The sequence below is a fragment of the Brevundimonas bullata genome, from assembly GCF_003350205.1.
In the GTDB taxonomy this organism is placed as follows: Bacteria; Pseudomonadota; Alphaproteobacteria; order Caulobacterales; family Caulobacteraceae; genus Brevundimonas; species Brevundimonas bullata.
The window spans coordinates 117,274-136,818 of the sequence record NZ_QLLC01000004.1; the positions used below are offsets into that span (position 1 = coordinate 117,274).

The window sequence follows — 19,545 nt, forward strand, 5'->3', positions numbered from 1 at the left end:
TTCATGGCGCAGACGCAGCGACTGGACATCCCCGCCGATTTTGCGTCAGGAACACGCACCCTTTCGCTTTCGGTCGCGTTAGGTGTGCGACTACGGGGGTCATATTGCGAACACTCGCCAAGACAATCGATCTGGTCGCTGCGTTCGACGCCTCGCCCAATCCCTATATGCTGCTGGACGCCGAGCTTCGCTATGCGGGGATGAACCAGGCCTATCTGGACGTGACCCAGCGCCGCCGCGAGGAGCTGCTGGATCAGCCGGTGATGCAGGAATTCGACGCGGGTCCGGGTCAGGAAGCGCAGGAAAACGCTCGCCAACTTCTGGCCTCCTTCGAGAAGGTGCTGGCGACCGGGAAACCCGATCATCTGGCCGTCCTTCACTATCCCATTCCGGTGCCGCAGGACGACGGAACGACGACCTACGAAGACCGCTACTGGAGCTGCACCCACACCCCGATCAAGGACGTCGAGGGGCGCGTCACCCACATCCTTCAGCACACCAGCGACATCACCGAACTGGAACGGCTGCGTCGTCAGGTCGGGCGGCTTCGGCCCGCGGACCCATCCTCGGCTCTGGACAGCCTGATAGGCGGCGGCATGTTCCGTCGCGCCATGAGCGTTCAAGCGGACAATCGGCGGCTGGAGACGGAGCGGCGACAGCTGCTGGACATGTTCATGCAGACGCCGGGCTTCGTCGCCGTGCTGAACGGTCCGCAGCATGTGATCCAGCTACACAACGGCGCCTATGGTCAGTTGATCGGCCATCGCGACGTGATCGGAAAGCCCATCCGCGAGGCCCTGCCGGAACTGGCGGGTCAGGGCTTTTATGATTTTCTCGACGAGGTGCTGGCGACGGGCGAGCCCTGCCAGGGGCGGCAGAGCCCCGTGCAGTTGCAGCAGACGCCCGACGGCTTGCTGGCGACCCGCTATCTCAACTTCATCTATCAGCCGATCCGCAACGACGCCGGCACGATCATGGGCGTCTTCGTCCAGGGGCATGACGTCACCGACACCGTCCTGGCCGCCGAACGCCAGAAACTGATGATCGACGAACTGAACCACCGGGTGAAGAACACCCTGGCCACGGTCCAGTCCATCGCCATGCAGACGGCACGTTCGCACGAGGACCCCCGCTCCTTCGCCGAGACCTTCCAGTCGCGCATCCTGTCGTTGTCGCACACCCACGACCTGCTGACCCGCAGCCACTGGGAAGGCGCCGACCTGCGCGAGGTGCTGGAGCACGAAACCACGGCCCACGGCCTGCATCGCCTGACCCTGAACGGGCCGAACGTGGCGCTGGACCCGGCCATGGCCGTGTCCCTGGGCATGATCTTTCACGAACTGGCGACCAATGCCGCCAAGTACGGGGCGCTGTCGTCCGGCGACGGTCGGGTGCTGGTCGACTGGTCGGTGGCCAACCAGACCCATCCGCAGCTGGGCATCGTCTGGCGCGAGACCGGCGGGCCGTCCGTGACCGTGCCGGAACGTCGGGGCTTCGGCAGCCGCTTGATCGAACGCAATGTCCGTCACGATCTGGCGGGCACGGTTCAGATGCAATATCGCGACGACGGTTTTACCGCCGAAATCACTATCCCGTTGAGTAAGGAAGCCGCATGACCAACGCTTTGCAGGGCCGTCGCGTACTGGTGATTGAAGACGAATCCCTGGTGGCCATGTTGCTGGAAACCATCCTCGACGACATGGGCTGCACGGTGGTGGGGCCCGAATCCAATATCGACGACGGGTTGATCGCCGCCACGACTGAGGCGTCGCTGGACGCCGCCCTGCTGGACGTCAACGTCGCGGGCCGCGAGGTCTTTCCGGTGGCCGAGGCCCTGCGTGCGCGCGGCGTCCCCTTCGTCTTCTCGACCGGCTATGGCGAGGCGGGCCTGCCCGAACACTGGCGCGGCAATCCGACCATCCAGAAACCCTTTACCGAAGGCGCCATCCGGGACGCCCTGATGAAGGCGATGAACATCAGCCTGGCCTGAGGTCCTTCAGGACGGCGCGCGCCGCATTGTGGCCCGGCGCGCCCGTCACCCCGCCGCCGGGATGGGCGCCGGAACCGCACAGATAGAGCCCTGGAACCGGCATCCGGTGATCGGCGTGGCCCAGCACCGGCCGGGCGCTGAACAGCTGATCCAGCGTCAACCGCCCGTGGAAGATGTCGCCGCCGATCAGGCCGAAGCGCCGCTCCAGATCGCGCGGGCCCAACGCCAGGCGCCCGACCACCGAGGCCTTGAAGCCCGGCGCATGGGCCTCGACCGTCTCGATCATCAGGTCGGCCACAGTGTCGCGATGCTCATCGCTTAGATCCGGCGCAACGTGCTGGCAGAACAGGCTGGCGACGTGCTGCCCCGGGGGCGACAGGCTGTCGTCCAGGGTTGAGGGGATCAGCATCTCGACGATGGGCTTGGACGACCAGCCGTTCAGCCGCGCCTCGGCATGGGCGCGGTCCATATAGGCCAGGGTCGGCGCGATGATGATGCCCGCCGTCAGATGATCGCCCGCCCCCGGCAAGGCGGTGAACCGGGGCAGTTCGGACAGGGCCAGATTCATGCGGAAGGTGCCGGAGCCGGAGGCGTAACGGCCCATCCGCTCGGTGAAGTCCGCCGGGACCACCGCCGGATCGACCAGCCGGTCGAACAGCAGGCGCGGATGCAGATTGGAGACGACGGCGCGGGCGCGGATCACGTCGCCCGCCTCGGTCACGGCCCCGACCGCCCTGCCCTTTTCCGTCAGCACCTCGGCGACGGGCGCACCCAGCCGGATATCGACGCCCTGTTCGGCGCAGGCGGCGGCCATGGCCTGGGTGATGGCGCCCATGCCGCCGATGGCGTGACCCCAAGCCCCCTTCTTGCCGTTCACCTCTCCGAAGACGTGATGCAGCAGGACATAGGCCGAGCCGGGCGTATAGGGGCTGGCGTAGTGGCCCACGACGCTGTCGAAGCCGAACAGGGCCTTGATCGGATCGCTCTCGAACCAGCCGTCCAGCCAGTCGCCCGCCGACTTGGCGAACAGGTCCAGCAGGTCGCGCTGCGCCGCCAGGCCCAGACCCGAGACCCGCCGCCCCAGCGACGCCGCCTTCAGCATCTCCGGCAGGGCCGCCAGCCAGCCGCCTTCAACCACGTTGGGCGGGGTGGTCAGGATCAGGTCGCGCAGGATGGCGGCGACCGTCTCCAGCCGCGCCTCATAGTCGGGTAGGCGTTCGGAATCGCGCACCGAGAACTTGGCCACCTCAGCCTGGGTCCGCCCCTCGCCGGTCAGCAGGTAGCGCCCGTCGTCAAAGGGCAGGAAGTTGGCCGCCCGTCGCTCGACCACCCGCAGCCCGTGGCGCGGCAGCTCCATGTCGGCGATCACGCGCGGGTTCAGCAGGCTGACGGTATAGCTGGCGGTCGAATTGCGGAAACCCGGATGGAATTCCTCCGTCACCGCCGCCCCGCCGACGACGCCGCGCCGCTCCAGCACCGTCACCTTCAGCCCAGCCCGCGCCAGATAGAAGGCGCAGACCAACCCGTTGTGGCCGCCGCCGAGAATGACGACGTCCGTCTGTGATTGCGCCATCCTGCTCGCCCCCGGTTCCAGAGGCGAAGGCTAGCATCAGACTCGCCGCGGGGTGAACCATCCGTCCTGGGTGCGCTGCACCGACCCGGCCACGGCCAGGACGGCCAGGGTCTGTTCGATGCGGTCTTCCATCCGCCGCCCCCGACGCCCGCCGAACCGGGCCGCCAGCGCGCGCGGCCCGACCGGCACGCCTTCCTGTCTCAAGGCATGCAGAAGCGCGGACGCCATAGGCCCCGGCGCCTCAGGCAGTGACGGCAGGCTGACAGCGGCGTCCAGGGTCGCCTCGATCTGGATCGCCCGGCGCGAAGTCTTGACCCGACCCGTCTGGAATTCGGGACGCAGGAAACGCACTTCGCCGCGCGCCTCCTCGACCGCGCGCTCGCGGTTCAGGGCGACCAGCCGCACCACCGCCTCCTGCGCCGACAAATCAACCGGCCAGCCGTAGGCGGTCATGACCGCCGCATCCAGCCGCTGATGCAAATGGTCCAGCAGCCGACGCATCCGGCATCATGCACAGCGCGCTCGGCCTCGGTCAGCGTCGCGCCCGCCGCCAGCCGTGCGCGGGCGTTGTAGAGGCCGGTCATGGTCAGGAAATCATGTCGTCCCAGCACTTGCGCCCGCAGGTCGTCGATCTCGTCCGCCAGGATCGCGATCTCAGCCCTGGCCCTCCCCGAGAGGTCGGGAAAGGGGAAGGCGTCGAAACAAGCGCCCTTCACATAGACGGCGTCGCCGTCATAGACGCCGATCCGCGCCGAGTTGGCGACGAACCACTGCTGATGCAGGCGCGACGACAAGACGCCCAGAACCGCCGCGTCGTCACTGGCGACCACCACCAGCTTGTTGTCAGGCAGGATGTCCGCGTCCAGAAACCGGAACCAGCGGTGCTTGGCCGTCTCGACCGTGGCGATATAGCGCCGCAAGCCTTCCAGCGCCGGCCGCAGTTCGCGACGCGGCTCGCCGAAAATCCACCAGTTGTCGCGATACGAGGCCCGGTTGTTGCGGTCCCGCTCGGGCTTCACCGTCTCCAGGACGTGCTGAAAGATCGCCGGGTGACGCCGCCTCGCCTCGCCCTCCTCCCAGCCGAACAGGCCGATGACGTTCACGCCGCGCGGCCGGTCCGCCAGATCGCGGCCGTTGCGATAGGCGCGGATCGGCGAGGCCGCCTCAGGCTCTGACGCCGACAGCAGGGCCGCCGCCCGGTCCGGCGCGACGATGAAGCCTGCGCCATGCAGCTTGACCCCCGGCGAGCACAACAGGGCGTTGGCCTTCAGCTCGACGGCTTCGGTCACGTCCACCCCCACCGTCAGATCCGCCGAAACGGCGCCGCGCGCCTCGCTGAAGACGATGTCCGGCGCATCGCTATGCAGGCCGTCTTCGGCTGTCACGGTCAGCAGCCTTCCCTGCCCGTCCGGCTCGCCGCGCTCGGCCACGGTCATGGCGATGCGGACGGCGGCCCGATCGCCGCCCTTGATCCAGGGGTGGTCGGGAATGGCGAAGACCAGCCGCATCGGCGGCGCGCCCTTCAGGTGGTGCTCCAGCACGCGGCGGGAAAAGGTCTGGGTGATCGAGTTGGTGGTGATGAAGCCGAAGCGGCGCAGGCTGGAGCCCTTGGCCGTCAGGATATCCGCCGCCCGGTCCCACCAGGCCGTGACCAGATCAGCCGAGCGGAACCGCCCCTGCCGCACCTGCCACAGGGCGTCGACATAGCCGTCGCCCAACTCGCGCCTCAGGTCCTTGCCGCCGATGAAGGGCGGATTGCCGATGATGAAGTGGACGTCCGGCCACGGCGTCGGACGCGGGTCGATCAGGCGAACCACCTCGCGCTCGTCAGGGGCGGCGTCGAACAGCACCGGCGCATCGCCGTCCTTGCGCCCTGGTCGGGGTGTGGGCCGGGCGCGCGTGACGGGCCGTCCCACGGCGTCGCGCACCAGTTCCTCGCGCGACCACGACAGCAGGGCGTCGGTCTGCCGGATCTTCTCGAAGTTGCGCAGGATCGGCTCGGACGGCTTGGCGTCGCCAAAGACCCGGAAATGCCACTGCAGATAGCCGATCCACATCACCATCTCGGCGATCCAGGCGGCGTAGGCGTTCTTTTCCAGCCCCCAGAACTGCTCCGGGCTGACCGTGTGTCCGTCCAGCGCCAGGGTGCCTTGCGCCTCGCCCATCTCGGCCAGGACAGCGAGCACCTCGCCTTCCAGCTCCTTCATCATGCCCATGGCGACATAGAGGAAGTTGCCGGTGCCGCAGGCCGGGTCCAGCACGCGGATACGGCACAGGTCGCGGTGATAATCCCGCACTATCCCGCGCGCCCCCCGCTGATCGCCCGCCATATAGAGGCCGATGGCGCTGGCCTCGACGGCCTCCCAGTCGGCACGCAAGGGTTCCATGATCGTCGGCTCGACCAGGCGTTCGACATAGGCGCGCGGGGTGTAGTGGGCGCCCAGTTCCGCGCGCTCGTCCGGGGCCAGGGCCTGCTCCAGCAAGGCGCCGAAGATGGCCGGCTCCACCGAGGCCCAGTCGCGCTGAGCCGCCGCAATCAGGGCCTCCAGTTCATCCTCGGTGATCGGCAGGGCCGCAGCGTGGCGGAACAGCCCCCCGTTGAACCGGCGCAGGGTCTGGCGAATGGCTGAACAATGCCCGCCCTGGTCCATGCGGTGAAAGAAGTCGCCCGCCCCTAGATGGAATTGGTTCGCGTGACCGCGATAGCTTTCCAGAAAACGCCTGAAACCCTTGTCCTCGATCAGGCCCACGCTGTCGGCGAACATGGCGAAGATGCACTGCATGACGAACAGAGCCGTCTTATTGGCCCGCGCCGCCTTGGCCACGGGATCGGGTCGTCCGACCACGCCGAGCGCCACGCGCCCGCCGATGGAGCGGACCAGCCAGGCCAGGCGCGAGGCGATGTCGGTCGTCACCTCGGCCACGCGGGCGGCAGGGTCCAGGCTCATCGGATCGGACCAGACCCGCCTCAGCCGATCCCGCACCGCCTCGTCGCGCAACTGCGCCATCTCGATACGATAGCGGGCGCGGTCGGGGAACGGGGCATAGGCCTTGCCCTGCCGCCCAAAGTCGGACCACAGTTCGATGGCCCGGCCTACGTCCACGACGACGATAAAGGGCGGCCACTCGTCCAGGGCCTTGGCGTAGTTCTCGGCCTGACGCTTGGCGTTGCGCATCAGGGTTTCGAGCGTGTTGGAGGGCGGCGCGGCCTGGCGTCCCTTGCCCCCGAACAGGGCCAGTTGCGGCTGCGGGTCCAGCGCCCCGCCCGCCCCGCGCTTGCCCGACTGCTTGGCCTCCAGAACAAAGGCGCCGCGCCGGTAGCAGTCGATGTAGCCAGGATGGCTGCCGCCATCCTCGTGCAGGAACTTCACCGGGCGCTCGGAGCAGTAGTCGAGGTCGCCCGTCCGCTCGTCATCGGGCGCCGCGACCCCGATCAGCCGACACAGCTGGCCGATGAAGGTCTGGTAGTGGGCGCGCTCGCTGATCGGCGCCTCGGACCAGCGGCGAATGAAGTCGTCTGCATCCATGATTGTCGGCCTCCCCGCCAACAACCCTAGATTAGAATAACGACGAAATACAACCTTTAGGAGACGAGGCCGCCCAGGTAGCGTCGATACAGCAGCGGCGCGCCCAGCCAGTAGCAGAGCTCGGCCGGGCGGCTGATGTCCCAGACGGCTAGGTCGGCGGCCTTGCCGGCCTCGACGGTTCCGACCTCGTCCTGCAACCCCAGGGCGCGGGCGGCGTGACGGGTGGCGCCGGCGATGGCTTCCTCCGGGGTCAGGCGGAACTGGACGCAGGCCAGGTTCAGCGCTGCTGTCATCGAGGCGACGGGCGAGGTGCCGGGGTTGCAGTCGGTAGCCACCGCCATGCGCACGCCGTGCTGGCGCAGCAGGGCCACGGGCGGCGCCTTGGTCTCGCGCAGCATCAGGAAGGCGCCGGGCAGCAGGACCGCGACCACGCCTGCCTCGGCCATGGCCTGAACCCCCGGCTCGGTCGTGTGTTCGATGTGGTCGGCGGACAGGGCGTGATAGCGCGCGGCCAGGGCCGCGCCGCCGCCGTCGGACAACTGGTCGGCGTGCAGCTTGACCGGCAGGTCCAGAGCCTCGGCCTTGTCGAACAGGCGCGCCACCTCGTCCGTGGTGAAGGCGATGGGCTCGCAATAGGCGTCGACCGCGTCGACCAGACCTTCGGCATGGGCGGCGGGCAGGATTTGATCCACAGCCTTGTCCACATAGGCGGCGCGGTCAGTTCTGTGCTCTGGAGGCACAGCGTGCAGGCCCAGATAGGAGGTGCGCACCCGCACGCCGGCCTCGCGCCCGATGCGGCGGGCGACGCGCAGCATCTTCAGCTCGCTGTCGTGGTCCAGGCCATAGCCGGACTTGATCTCGACCGTGGTGACGCCCGTGGCCTTCAGCCCCTCCAGACGCTTGCAGGCCGAGGCGTAGAGCTCGTCCTCGCGGGCCTCGCGCGTCGCCTTGACCGAGGAGACGATGCCGCCCCCGGCGCGCGCGATCTCCTCATAGGTCGCCCCCTCCAGCCGCCGCTCGAACTCGCCCGAGCGGTCGCCGCCGAAGACCAGATGGGTGTGACAGTCGATCAGGCCCGGCGTGACCCAGCGCCCGCCCAGACGGTCGGTTTCCACAGCCTTGTGCACAGGCAGATCGGCGCGCGGCCCGACCCAGGCGATGCGCCCGCCCTGGATCAGGATGGCAGCGTCCTCGATCGCGCCATAGGGGGCGCCGCCTTCGGTCATGGCGGCGACGTGGCAGTCGGTGAGAAGGCGATCAGCTAGGATCATCGAACGTTCCAGTCGAAAACAGCAAGCCCTCCCCCTCGAGGGGGGAGGGTTGGGAGGGGGTGAAGGCAAGCGCTGTCAAACACGACGCGGGAGACGCCGACGGCCGCGCCGCCTCCCGACCCCGAATGGCCGACGAGGCGGCTACACCCCCATCCCCGGCCCTTCCCCCTCGAGGGGGAAGGGAGCAGGAAGTGGAGATCATCGCGCAGCCACCCCGCTGAGGATTTCACAGAACCAACGCCCTGCCGTCAGGGAGCCGAGGTCCCCGACTTCCAGCGAGGGGTCGTATTCGGTCAGGTCCACGGCACGGACCTTGGGATGAGCCCCTATCGCGCGGGCGGCGTCGAAGAAGTCGTGGACCGAAACCCCGCCGGGGCGCGCGCCGGGGCTGGCGGGCCATTGGCTGCGGTCGATGACGTCGATGTCGAAGTCGACGTAGATGACCTCGCACAGCGACGACAGGCGCTCCAGTTCCTCGACCACCACGGTCGCCAGACCGCGCTGGCGGCACTCACGGGCGGTGCGAACGCTGATGCCCGCCGCCTCGGCCTTTTCATGGGCACGACGGGTGTTGGCGAAGGGCGCAAGGCCCACCTGGCTGATGCGATGGCCGTCCAGCCCATCGTCCAGCAAGGCCTGAATCGGGTTGCCGTTGGTCAGGCCCTGATCCGTGTCGCGCAGGTCGAAATGGGCGTCCAGCGTCAGGACGCCCACGCGATCCAAGCCGAGGGCGTGAACGCCGGGCCGGGTGATGGCGTTGTTGCCGCCGACGAGAATGGTCAGGGCGCGGTGGGCCTGCGCCGCCACCGCGTTGCGCACCGGCTCGAAGGCGTCGAACGGCGAGACGGCCTTCAACGCCACGTCGCCGGCGTCGTGAACCAGAACGTCCAGCTCCAGCCCCGTCTCGACGTCATAGGTCGACAGGCGCGGCAGGACGGCGCGCAGGGTCTTGGGGCCGAGATCGCAGCGGCCCGGCGTCAGCGACCGCTCGTTCAGCGGCGCGCCGATCAGGGCGACGGAAGCGTCGGGATGGTTCCCCACCAGATCGCCGACGGAGCGCCATCCCAGGGCTTCAGACGGTTGGCTCATCGGGATCATCCTTTGGTGGGGGAAAAGCGGGCGACCAGATCGTAGGCCGCGCCGGGGAAGGTCTGCCACGCCCATGTCACGCCCTGGCCGTCGCGCCAGGTGCGGCGCTCCAGCCGCAGACAGGGGGCGCCGTCGGCCAGACCCAGATGCTTGGCGGTCTCAACATCGGCGCCGACGGCGGAAATCCGATGCTCGGCCTCGGTCCAGGGCATGTGGGCCAGCAGCCAACCGCCCGGCGGCTGGGTGGTGAAGTCGGCGGCCTCGGCCTCGGGCGCGGCGGTCAGAGAGATCAGGCGGCGCTCGAAGACGAAGGGCAGGTCGTCGGCCAGATGCAGGGTCTCCAGCTCGATCACCCGCTCCCCCAGACCTTCGTCGGGGCGCGCCGGGCGGACGATGCGGCCCAGCAGGCGATGGGCGTAGGCCAGCCCCCTGCCCTCGACCTCGGACTGGATGTCGGGGATGGCGACCAGGGCCGAGGAATGCACCGGCGGATGGGCCACCACCGTCCCGGCGCGGCGCCGCCGCACCACCAGGGCCCGCGCCGACAGGTCTGACATGGCGCGCGACACCGTCATCCGCGCGCAGCCGTACTCGGCCATCAGCTCGGCCTCGGTCGGGATGCGGAAACCCGGCCGCCATTCGCCCGAGGCGATGCGGCGCTCGATGTCGCCGGCGATCCGTCGATGAAGCGGCTCATGATCCATGAATCGAAACTGCCCCTTGCACGCGATAATGTCTAGACATAACACTCCCCCAAACGACGGCCCAACCCGCACTCTGGGCCGCATGGAGGAATCGATGAGCGCCACGCCCAACACCCGCATCATCCGCAGCCCGCACGGGCCTGAAAAGACCGCCAAGACCTGGGCCGCCGAAGCGGCCATGCGTATGCTGATGAACAACCTCGACCCCGAGGTGGCCGAGCGTCCCGAGGACCTCGTCGTCTATGGCGGCATCGGCAAGGCGGCCCGCAACTGGCAGGCCTTCGACACCATCGTCGAGCAGCTGCAAAAGCTGGAGGCCGACGAGACCCTGCTGGTCCAGTCGGGCAAGCCGGTCGGCGTCTTCCGCACCCACGAAGACGCGCCGCGCGTCCTGATCGCCAACTCCAACCTGGTGCCCAAGTGGGCGACCTGGGAGTATTTCAACGAACTCGATCGCAAGGGCCTGATGATGTACGGCCAGATGACGGCCGGGTCGTGGATCTACATCGGCACCCAGGGCATCGTCCAAGGCACCTATGAGACCTTCATGGAGGCGGGTCGCCAGCACTATGGCGGCGACTGGTCGGGCAAGTGGATCCTGACCGCGGGCCTGGGCGGCATGGGCGGCGCCCAGCCTCTGGCTGCGACCATGGCCGGCGCCTCGTGCATCACCATCGAGTGCCAGCGCAGCCGCATCGAGTTCCGCCAGCGCACCCGCTACGTCGATGTCATGGCCGAGACCCTGGACGAGGCCCTGGCTCTGCTGGAGCAGTCGTTCAAGGACAAGAAAGCCTTGTCAATCGGGCTGTTGGGCAATGCGGCTGACCTTCTGCCTGAAATGGTGAAGCGCGGCGTCCGCCCGGATCTGGTGACAGACCAGACCAGCGCCCACGACCCCGTCAACGGCTACCTGCCCTCCGGCTGGACCGTCTCCGAGTGGGAAGAAAAGCGCGTCAGCGACCCCGCCGCCGTCGAGGCCGCCGCGCGTCAGTCGATGGCCGTGCACGTTCAGGCCATGCTCGACTTCCACGCCATGGGCATCCCCACCGTCGACTATGGCAACAACATCCGCCAGGTCGCCTTCGATCAAGGCGTGAAGAACGCCTTCGACTTCCCCGGCTTCGTCCCTGCCTATATCCGCCCGCTGTTCTGCCGCGGGATCGGGCCGTTCCGCTGGGCCGCCCTGTCGGGTGATCCCGAGGACATCCGCAAGACGGATGCGGCGATGAAGAAGCTCTTCCCCGAAAACGCCGGTCTGCACCGCTGGCTGGACATGGCGGGCGAGCGCATCGCCTTCCAGGGCCTGCCGGCGCGCATCTGCTGGATCGGTTTGGGCGACCGCCACCGCGCCGGTCTGATGTTCAACGAGATGGTGGCCTTGGGCGAGCTCAAGGCCCCCATCGTCATCGGCCGCGACCATCTGGACAGCGGCTCCGTCGCCAGCCCGAACCGCGAAACCGAGGCCATGATAGACGGCTCGGACGCCGTGTCCGACTGGCCCCTGCTGAACGCCCTGCTGAACACGGCGTCGGGCGCAAGCTGGGTGTCGCTGCACCACGGCGGCGGGGTCGGCATGGGCTATTCCCAGCACTCGGGCGTCGTCATCGTCGCCGACGGCACGCCGGAAGCGGCCAAGCGGCTGGAACGCGTCCTGTGGAACGACCCGGCCACCGGCGTCATGCGCCACGCCGACGCCGGATACGACATCGCCAAGGACGCCGCGCGCGAACACGGCCTGAACCTGCCGAGCCTGACATGACCTGAAAGCCCTCCCCCTCGAGGGGGGAGGGTTGGGTGGGGGTGAAGCCTCCGCCCGTTCTGTGAATGGCTCTGGAAGCGCCGCCTCCCGCGCTCCCGATTTCAGGCAAACTGCCTACACCCCATCCCCGGCCCTTCCCCCTCGAGGGGAAGGGAGGAGAAGAAGAAATGACGAAGATCCTTATCGGCCAAGACCCGCTGACTCTTAATCAGCTGCGCCAAGTCCTGAACGGCCCTGTTCAGGTCGAACTCACGCCCGCCGCCTGGGCCAATGTCGAGAAGGGCGCGGCGGTCGTCGCCGCTATCCTGGCCGAGGGGCGCACGGTCTATGGCATCAACACCGGCTTCGGCCTGCTGGCCAACACCAGCATTGCGGCGGAAGACCTTGAAACCCTTCAAAAGAACCTGGTTCTCAGCCACGCCTGCGGCGTCGGCGAGCCGCTGAACGAGAACGTCACCCGCCTGCTGATGGTGCTGAAGATCGCCAGCCTGTCCAAGGGCGCATCGGGCGTTCGGCGGCATACGCTGGAGACCCTGATCGCCATGGTCAACGCCGAGGTCTTGCCGCTGATCCCGGCCAAGGGCTCGGTCGGCGCCTCGGGCGACCTGGCCCCGCTGGCCCACATGTCCTGCGTCCTCATCGGCGTCAGCGAGGCCCGTTATCAGGGTCAAACGCTGGACGCGGTGACGGCCCTGGCCAAGGCCGGGCTGAAGCCCGTCGTCCTGGGCCCCAAGGAAGGTTTGGCCCTGCTGAACGGCACCCAGTGCTCGACGGCCCTGGCCCTGGCCGGTCTGTTCGCGACCGAAAACGTCTTCGCCGCCGCCGTCGCCGCCGGCGCCCTATCGGTCGATGCGCTTCTGGGTTCGGACGCGCCGTTCGACCACCGCATCCACGCCCTTCGCGGCCAGCCGGGCCAGATCGACGTGGCGCGCCGCCTGCGCGAGCTGCTGGCCGACAGCGCCATCCGCGACAGTCACCGCCACGACTGCGCCAAGGTGCAGGACCCCTACTCCCTGCGCTGCCAACCCCAGGTCATGGGCGCGACGCTCGACGTCCTGCGCAACGCCGCCGCCATGCTGGAGCGTGAAGCCAACGCTGTGACCGACAATCCGCTGGTCTTCATCGAGGACGGCGACGTCATCTCGGGCGGCAACTTCCACGCAGAACCCGTCGCCTATGCAGCCGATCAGATCGCCATGGTCCTGTGCGAGATCGGCAATATCAGTGAGCGCCGCACCTCCATCCTGGTCGACCCCAAGATGACCGACCTGCCCGCCTTCCTGGTCAAGGACAGCGGCGTGAACTCCGGCTTCATGATCGCCCAGGTCACGGCGGCGGCCCTGGTGGCCGAGAACCGCATGGTGGCCCACCCCTGCGTCATCGACACCGTGCCGACCAGCGCCAACCAGGAAGACCACGTCTCCATGGCCACCCACGGCGCGCGCCGCCTGCTGGACATGGCCGCCAACACGGCGACCGTGGTGGGCATCGAACTGCTGGCCGCCGCCCAAGGGATCGACTTCCGTCGTCCCCTGACCTCGTCGCCGGAACTGGAACAGACCTACGCCATCGTGCGGGAAGCCGCCGAGCCCTATTCCGCCGACCGCTACTTCGCGCCAGACATCGCGCGGGCTACGGACGCGGTGCGGGCCGGTCGCTATCGCGCCTTCGCCGGCGACCTGCTGCCCTCGGCGTAAACCACGGAGAGCCTCGCACATGGACGACGTCAAACACTGGTCGAAGGTGGAGTATCTCCACCAGAGCGTGACCAACCCCAACATTCACGTGCGGGGCGAACACTCCTATTACAGCGACGCCTGGACCGGCGATTTCCAGTCCAGCGTCGTGCGCTACCTCTATGGCGACGCCTACAGCCTGGCGGCCTGGGAGTCGCAGTGGCCCGTCGATCAGTTGCATATCGGCGACTATGTCTGCATCGGCGCCGAGGCGGTCATCCTGATGGGCGGCAACCACACCCACCGCACCGACTGGTTCAGCCTTTATCCCTTCCCTGAAGTCATCGGCGACGCCTATGTCGGCAAGGGCGACACGCGGATCGGGGACGGCGCCTGGATCGGCATGCGGGCCATGATCATGCCCGGCGTCACCATCGGCGAAGGGGCGGTTGTCGCCTCGGGCGCCATCGTCACGCGCGACGTCGAGCCCTATGCCATCGTCGCGGGCAATCCGGCCAAGCCGGTCCGCAGCCGCTTCGACGCCGAGACGACAGCCCTGCTTCTCAGCCTTCGTATCTACGAGTGGCCGACGGCCAAGTTCGAGGCCCTGCGCCCCCTGCTGACGGCGTCTGACCCGCAAGCCTTGCGTGAGGCGGTCGCCGCATTCGACCGCGACAACTGACGGCGTGAACCCTATCGATCGTCGGCGCTTCTAGAAGGGGTGCGTCAGGATCGGTGAATGATGAAGAAGGCGGCGACGACAACGATTGCAGCGGCCGGCCTGGCCGCCCTGATCGGCGGGGGCTGGATGCTGTGGCGCTCGACCTCGATCGCTCACGGGCCGATGGCGGACGGGCCTTCGATCAGCGTCGATGTGGTGGCCCCGGTCGAACCGGAACTGGCCCCCCGCCCCATTCTGGCGGTAGGCGAATTGAACAATGGCTATGAGCATGACCCGGAACGGCTAGCGGCTCTCGCGCCGCTCAGCGCAGACGGGACCGCACTGGACACCGCCTGGGTGGAGCCGACGTCGCCCCTGCCCCCGCAGCCCGTGATCGTGGAGCCGATGACGCCGACCCCGCCCCGGATCGTTCGGCTGGAGCCAGACGACTATAGTTTCGGTTTCGACCGCCCCTTGCCGGAAGCGGTCGTGGAGACGGCCCCGGTCGATCTGACCGAGGCCGCCGCCGACATCAACGGCGCGAAGTGACGCTGAGGGTGTAGTCGCCCTCTTCCGACGAGCCGAGCGTGTTGGCGCGGACGGAGTAGGTCCCGGCGCGCAGGCTCTGCACGATCTGGGCGCTGGTGCCGCCGCCGCTGTCGTCGTCCGACGCCATGGAGTCGCCGTCGCATTGCGGCCCTTCATAGAGGCCCAGGTAGGCGTCGAAATCACCCGAATCCAGACGGATGGCGACGCTGCCCGCGCGCGAGATGGTCAGGGCGTAGCAGTCGTAGAAGGAGCCGTCGTCGGCGCGACGGTCGCTGAACTCCAGACGGCCCGAGCGGCTTTCGCCGACCGCGATCGGCAGAACCTGGGTGGTCGGACGAACGCGCTCGCCCGCAGAGACGCGCAGTTCATAACGGCCGGTCTCGCCCTCGCTCAGCGTATTGGCCTTGATGATCCACAGACCGCCGCTGGAGGCGAAGCGAAGCTGCGAGTTGGTGCCCATGTCGGGACCGTCGTCATTGAAGACCGAGGTGTCGTCGCAGTCCGCGCCCGGCCCCGCCGACAGATAGGTGTCGAAGTCCGACGAACTGAGCGTGACCGTATAGGCCTCATCCGGGTTGGTCTGGACGACGTAGCAACGGTAGTGCGAGCCGTCGCCCATGCGGGCGTCCTTGGCGCTGAAATTGCCCTGAATGGTCTGGCCAGGGCGAATGCTGCTCTGGGCCGAGGCGGCGCCGGCGACTGCCAGGGCCGACGCCAGAACGGTCGTCATCAAAAGGGTACGCATGAGGGGGCTCCGTAGTGTTCCGAACCAGCGCCCTAACCCGAGCGCCTAAACAGTTGATTTATTTTACACTTAGCAAGGGTACGCGTTTCAACGCCGCCACGTTGGCGGCGTTGGTGCAGAAACAGACAGTGCGCAGTTGCCGGATCACCGTCTGGAAGTGGGCGACCACCGCCTCGGTGGACTCTGTCGCCGCCTGAATCACGCCCGAGGCCATGCCGACCACGTCGGCGCCCAGGCGCACGGCCTTGGCGACATCGACGCCGTCGCGCACCCCGCCGGACCCGATGATCAGGGCTTCCGGCAAGGCGTTGCGGGCCTCGGCGATGGCGCGGGCGCTGGGGATGCCCCAGGCGGCGAAGGCGGCGGCGTGGGCCTTGTCCGTCGCATCGGTCGCGCGTTCGCCCTCGATCAGCCCCCAGTTGGCGCCCCCGGCCCCGGCCACGTCCACGCCCGCCGCGCCCATGGCGATCAGACGCTGGGCGGTGACGGCGGAAATCCCCGCCCCCGTCTCCTTGACGATGACCGGCGCGTCCAGATCACGGATCAGGGCCTGAAGCGCGGCGCCGACGCCCCACCAATCGCGGTCGCCCTCGGGCTGACAGGCTTCCTGCAAGGGGTTCAAATGCACCATCAGGGCGTCCGCCCCGATCATGTCCAGCGCCCGCCTGGCCTGCTCGACGCCAAACCCCCGCGTCAACTGGGCCGCGCCGATATTGGCCAGGATCGGCGTGTCGGGCGCCCGGTCGCGCAGGGAGCGATCCAGCCCCCCCGTCGCCCCGCCCTCGATGGCCGCGCGCTGCGACCCGACGGCCAGGGCGATGCCCAGATGCTGGGCCGCCTCGGCCAGGCGGGCATTGATGGCCTCGGCGCGGGCCGGTCCGCCGGTCATGGCGCTGATCAGTAGGGGCGCTTGCAAGCGCCGACCGAGGAAGTCGGCGCCCAGGTCGATCTTGGCGTGATCCAGATCCGGCAGGGCCTCATGGACAAAGCGCCAGTCGTCGAAGCCCGACGCCAGGGCGTGCCGCCCGCCGCCGGACAGCACCACATCCAGGTGCTGGTCCTTGCGGCCCAGGATCAGGTCGTCGCTCACCTGCAACACATCAGGGCTGACGCTCGACAGTCAGGACATAGTCGCCGGTCGAACCCGGCGCGAAGCTGCGGGCGCGCACGACATAGGTCCCGTCGCGCGGCGCGGTCCAGTCCAGACGGGCGTGGGTGTCCGACAGGCTGTCATCGTCCTCGGCCAGGCCGCGGAAGTCGCCCTCCTTGTCCTCGCCCACCTCGACCACGGCGTCGAAGGCGGGAGAGATCAGGGTGAAGCGCAGCTTCTCGTCAGCCTTGGCCTTGAAGGTGTAGGCATCGAACGACACCCCTTCGTCAGTCAGGGCGTCGTTGTCCGTCAGAGCGCCGCGCGCGGTCGAGCCGATCAGCAGACTGCCCGGCCCCGGCTCCGGTCCACGATCCGCGAACTCAAGCGAATACAGACCCTTGCCGCTGCTCGAATAAGGCAGGGCGCGAAGGATGTAGTCGCCGTCTTCCGGCAGGGTGAAGGTCAGACGCGCGTCGGTGCCCTGACGCAGACCGTCGTCGTCGCTGGCCAGTTCCTCGAATTCCTCGCCCGCCTTGGCGACCTGCAACAGGGCGTCGAAGTCGCCGGAACGCATGATGGCCTGAACCCGCTGGCCCTCGGTTCCGCTGAAGGCATAGCCGTCGAACAGCCGCCCCGCGTCGTCGGTCGGACCGCCCTCCTTCAGGTCGCCCTGAACCGTCTGTCCAAAGCTGAGCGCCGTCGGCGGCGGCGGCGGCGCCACCTCTTCCAGCTTCAGGTCATAGCGGCCGTTGGCGTCCGAGAAGCCGCGCGCCTCGATCAGATAGTCGCCGTCGTCGGGCAGGACGAAGGTCAGGCGTGCGTTCAGCTCGCCGCCGCTGTCGTCATCGGTGGCCAGGCTGTTGTGGTTGGCGTCGAACAACTCGAGGTAGCTGTCGAAGTCGTCGGCCTTCAGACTGATGGCCACGCGCTGCCCGGCGCGTCCGGTGAAGCGATAGAGGTCGGCGGGCGCGCCCGCGTCGCTACGGGCGCTGTCGTCGTCCAGACGGCCGCTGACCTCATCGCCGATGGCGATGCTGCGCGCTTCAGGGGCCGGCGGGCCCTGTTCCAGCGACAGGCGATAATCGCCCTCGACGCCGCTGCCGACAGAGGCGGCCTGAATCACATATTCCCCGGCCTGAGGGGCCGTGAAGACCAGATAGGAGTTCAATCCCTTGCCCGCGCCGTCATCGTTCTGGGCCGACTGGACGAACGAGCCTCCGACCATGCGGCCCACGCGGACCAGGGGGTCGAAGTCGTCGGATTCCAGCAGGACCGCCACGCGATCCCCTGCGTCGGCCCGGAAGGCGTAGGCGTCGAAGATATTGCCGTCCTCGTCCTCGGCGTCGCCGCTGCTCAGGCGGCCCGAGACGTCGCCGCCGACGGTGATTCGGCCCGGACGCGGCTGACGCGGCGCCACCCGCTCGCTGAGGGCCAGGGTGTAGGCGCCGCTCGCCAGACCGGAATAGGCCCTGGCGCGGACGATGTAGACACCGTCGGTCTCGGGCGTGAAGCGAAGGCGGGCGTTCATGCCGCTGCCGGCGCCGTCATCGTCGGTCGCCAGCGGCTCGCCCGAGGCGCGGCCCTCGGCGTAGATCGCCAGGAAGGAATCGAAGTCGCTGCTGCGCAGTTCGGCCTGCAACCGCTGACCGGCCCGCAGTTGAACGCGATAGTCGTCGTAGCGGTAGGCGTCGCCGCCACGGGTGCGCTTATCCCCCTCTTCCAGCCGCCCGCGAACCTCGGCGCCGATACGGATGTCGGTCGCGGTCTGGGCGGAAACGGAGCCGGACGACAGCAGGGCGATAACGCTGGCCGCCGTGAACAGGGCCCCGAACTGAGAATGACGCATGAAAACCTCTTTGCTGGCGCTATCATAGACGCCGAACCGCAGCGGCTGTAAATCGCGGCCACGCTTTCCAGTTCCCAAGCCCTTGGAGCCGATCATGGCTGACGAACCCGCCCGCGCCTCGCTGATCGACGGCAAGGCCTTCTCGCAGACCCTGGTCGAGCGCGTAGCCGCCGCCGCCGCGCGGCTGGAAGCGGCCCACGGGGTCAAGCCGGGCCTGGCCGTGGTCATCGTCGGCGAAGACCCCGCCAGCCAGATCTACGTCCGCAACAAGGGCGAGACGACGCAGAAGGCCGGGATGCGGTCCGACACCCACCGCCTGCCCGACACGACGACGCAAGCCGACCTGCTCGCCCTGATCGCGGCGCTGAACGCCGACGCGGGCATCCACGGCATTCTGGTGCAGCTGCCCCTGCCCAAACATATTGATTCGGCCGCCGTCCTCGGCGCCATCGACCCGGACAAGGACGTGGACGGCTTCCACGTCGTCAACGTCGGGCGTCTGGCGGTCGGCCTGCCGGGCATGATCCCTTGCACGCCCCTGGGCAGCCTGATGATGCTCAAGGATCAGTTGGGCGACCTGGCGGGCCTGAACGCCGTCATCGTCGGCCGCTCCAACATCGTTGGTAAGCCGATGGCGCAGCTGCTGCTCGGCGAAAGCTGCACCGTCACCATCGCGCACTCGCGCACCCGCGACCTGCCCGCCCTGTGCCGCACCGCCGACATTCTGGTGGCCGCCGTCGGTCGTCCCGAAATGATCAAGGGCGACTGGATCAAGCCGGGCGCCACCGTCATCGACGTGGGCATCAACCGCGTGCCCTCCAAGGACCCGGTCAAGGCCGCCGAGGGCAAGACCCGCGTCGTCGGCGACGTGGACTTCCATGAGGCCGTCGAGGTCGCCGGACGCATCACCCCCGTTCCCGGCGGCGTAGGCCCCATGACCATCGCCTGCCTGCTGGCCAACACCTACACCGCCGCCTGCCGCTCGGTCGGGGTCACGCCGGATGATCTGAACAGTTGAGAGCTTCCAAAGCTCTCCCCCTCGAGGGGGGAGGGTTGGGTGGGGGT

General features: G+C 68.3%; 16 protein-coding genes. 7 read left to right on the plus strand and 9 right to left on the minus strand.

Annotation, left to right across the window (positions count from 1 at the left end; genetic code table 11):
* Positions 1–104: 104 nt before the first annotated feature.
* Positions 105–1,616 (plus strand): sensor histidine kinase, encoded by a 1,512-nt coding sequence (locus DXK21_RS03155; protein ID WP_245945079.1) that lies wholly within the window; start codon positions 105–107, stop codon positions 1,614–1,616.
* Positions 1,613–1,990: a response regulator gene (locus DXK21_RS03160; RefSeq protein WP_114816327.1), complete on the plus strand. Its 378-nt coding sequence runs from the start codon at positions 1,613–1,615 to the stop codon at positions 1,988–1,990. The genes DXK21_RS03155 and DXK21_RS03160 overlap by 4 nt, the downstream gene beginning before the upstream one ends.
* On the opposite strand, the gene DXK21_RS03165 is transcribed toward DXK21_RS03160, so the two are convergent.
* The 6 genes from DXK21_RS03165 to DXK21_RS03185 form a co-directional block, all read right to left on the minus strand.
* Positions 1,977–3,563 (minus strand): phytoene desaturase family protein, encoded by a 1,587-nt coding sequence (locus DXK21_RS03165; protein WP_114816328.1) that lies wholly within the window; start codon positions 3,561–3,563, stop codon positions 1,977–1,979. The two genes, DXK21_RS03160 and DXK21_RS03165, sit on opposite strands and share 14 nt — an antisense overlap.
* 36 nt (positions 3,564–3,599) lie before the next feature.
* A complete protein-coding gene (locus DXK21_RS16725; RefSeq protein ID WP_211305955.1) occupies positions 3,600–4,064 on the minus strand; it encodes a hypothetical protein in 465 nt (154 codons plus the stop codon).
* The gene (locus DXK21_RS03170; RefSeq protein WP_211305956.1) at positions 4,013–7,090 is read right to left on the minus strand and encodes a class I SAM-dependent DNA methyltransferase; all 3,078 of its coding nucleotides are present in this window, start codon (positions 7,088–7,090) and stop codon (positions 4,013–4,015) included. Before DXK21_RS03170 ends, DXK21_RS16725 begins: the two co-directional genes overlap by 52 nt.
* Before the next feature lie 56 nt (positions 7,091–7,146).
* Positions 7,147–8,358, minus strand: a complete 1,212-nt coding sequence (gene hutI / locus DXK21_RS03175) for an imidazolonepropionase (RefSeq protein WP_376856742.1) — start codon at positions 8,356–8,358, stop codon at positions 7,147–7,149.
* A gap of 201 nt (positions 8,359–8,559) precedes the next feature.
* Positions 8,560–9,450, minus strand: coding sequence for an agmatinase family protein (locus DXK21_RS03180; RefSeq protein WP_245945080.1), 891 nt, complete (start codon positions 9,448–9,450; stop codon positions 8,560–8,562).
* 5 nt (positions 9,451–9,455) lie between these two features.
* Positions 9,456–10,154 (minus strand): histidine utilization transcriptional repressor HutC, encoded by a 699-nt coding sequence (locus tag DXK21_RS03185; protein ID WP_114816331.1) that lies wholly within the window; start codon positions 10,152–10,154, stop codon positions 9,456–9,458.
* 94 nt (positions 10,155–10,248) lie between these two features.
* Between DXK21_RS03185 and hutU the strand changes: the two genes are divergently transcribed.
* The 4 genes from hutU (at position 10,249) to DXK21_RS03205 (ending at position 14,799) form a co-directional block, all read left to right on the plus strand.
* On the plus strand, positions 10,249–11,913 hold the full coding sequence (hutU, locus tag DXK21_RS03190; protein WP_114816351.1) for a urocanate hydratase: 1,665 nt from the start codon (positions 10,249–10,251) through the stop codon (positions 11,911–11,913).
* A 167-nt stretch (positions 11,914–12,080) separates the two neighbouring features.
* Entirely contained in the window at positions 12,081–13,610 is a 1,530-nt protein-coding gene (gene hutH / locus DXK21_RS03195; protein ID WP_114816332.1) for a histidine ammonia-lyase, read from the plus strand.
* Between the two features lie 19 nt (positions 13,611–13,629).
* Positions 13,630–14,271: a CatB-related O-acetyltransferase gene (locus tag DXK21_RS16840; RefSeq protein WP_114816333.1), complete on the plus strand. Its 642-nt coding sequence runs from the start codon at positions 13,630–13,632 to the stop codon at positions 14,269–14,271.
* Between the two features lie 57 nt (positions 14,272–14,328).
* On the plus strand, positions 14,329–14,799 hold the full coding sequence (locus DXK21_RS03205) for a hypothetical protein (RefSeq protein WP_114816334.1): 471 nt from the start codon (positions 14,329–14,331) through the stop codon (positions 14,797–14,799).
* On the opposite strand, the gene DXK21_RS03210 is transcribed toward DXK21_RS03205, so the two are convergent.
* From DXK21_RS03210 to DXK21_RS03220, 3 genes are read right to left on the minus strand one after another with little or no spacing between them, the layout of a single operon-like run.
* Positions 14,783–15,544, minus strand: a complete 762-nt coding sequence (locus DXK21_RS03210) for a peptidase (RefSeq protein ID WP_114816335.1) — start codon at positions 15,542–15,544, stop codon at positions 14,783–14,785. The two genes, DXK21_RS03205 and DXK21_RS03210, sit on opposite strands and share 17 nt — an antisense overlap.
* A gap of 58 nt (positions 15,545–15,602) precedes the next feature.
* Positions 15,603–16,634: a type 2 isopentenyl-diphosphate Delta-isomerase gene (gene fni, locus DXK21_RS03215; protein ID WP_114816352.1), complete on the minus strand. Its 1,032-nt coding sequence runs from the start codon at positions 16,632–16,634 to the stop codon at positions 15,603–15,605.
* Positions 16,635–16,644: 10 nt separating this feature from the next.
* Complete coding sequence (locus DXK21_RS03220) at positions 16,645–18,480, minus strand: PPC domain-containing protein (protein ID WP_114816353.1); 1,836 nt, start codon at positions 18,478–18,480, stop codon at positions 16,645–16,647.
* Positions 18,481–18,574: 94 nt separating this feature from the next.
* Between DXK21_RS03220 and folD the strand changes: the two genes are divergently transcribed.
* Positions 18,575–19,498: a bifunctional methylenetetrahydrofolate dehydrogenase/methenyltetrahydrofolate cyclohydrolase FolD gene (gene folD, locus DXK21_RS03225; protein ID WP_114816336.1), complete on the plus strand. Its 924-nt coding sequence runs from the start codon at positions 18,575–18,577 to the stop codon at positions 19,496–19,498.
* The last annotated feature ends 47 nt before the right edge of the window (positions 19,499–19,545 follow it).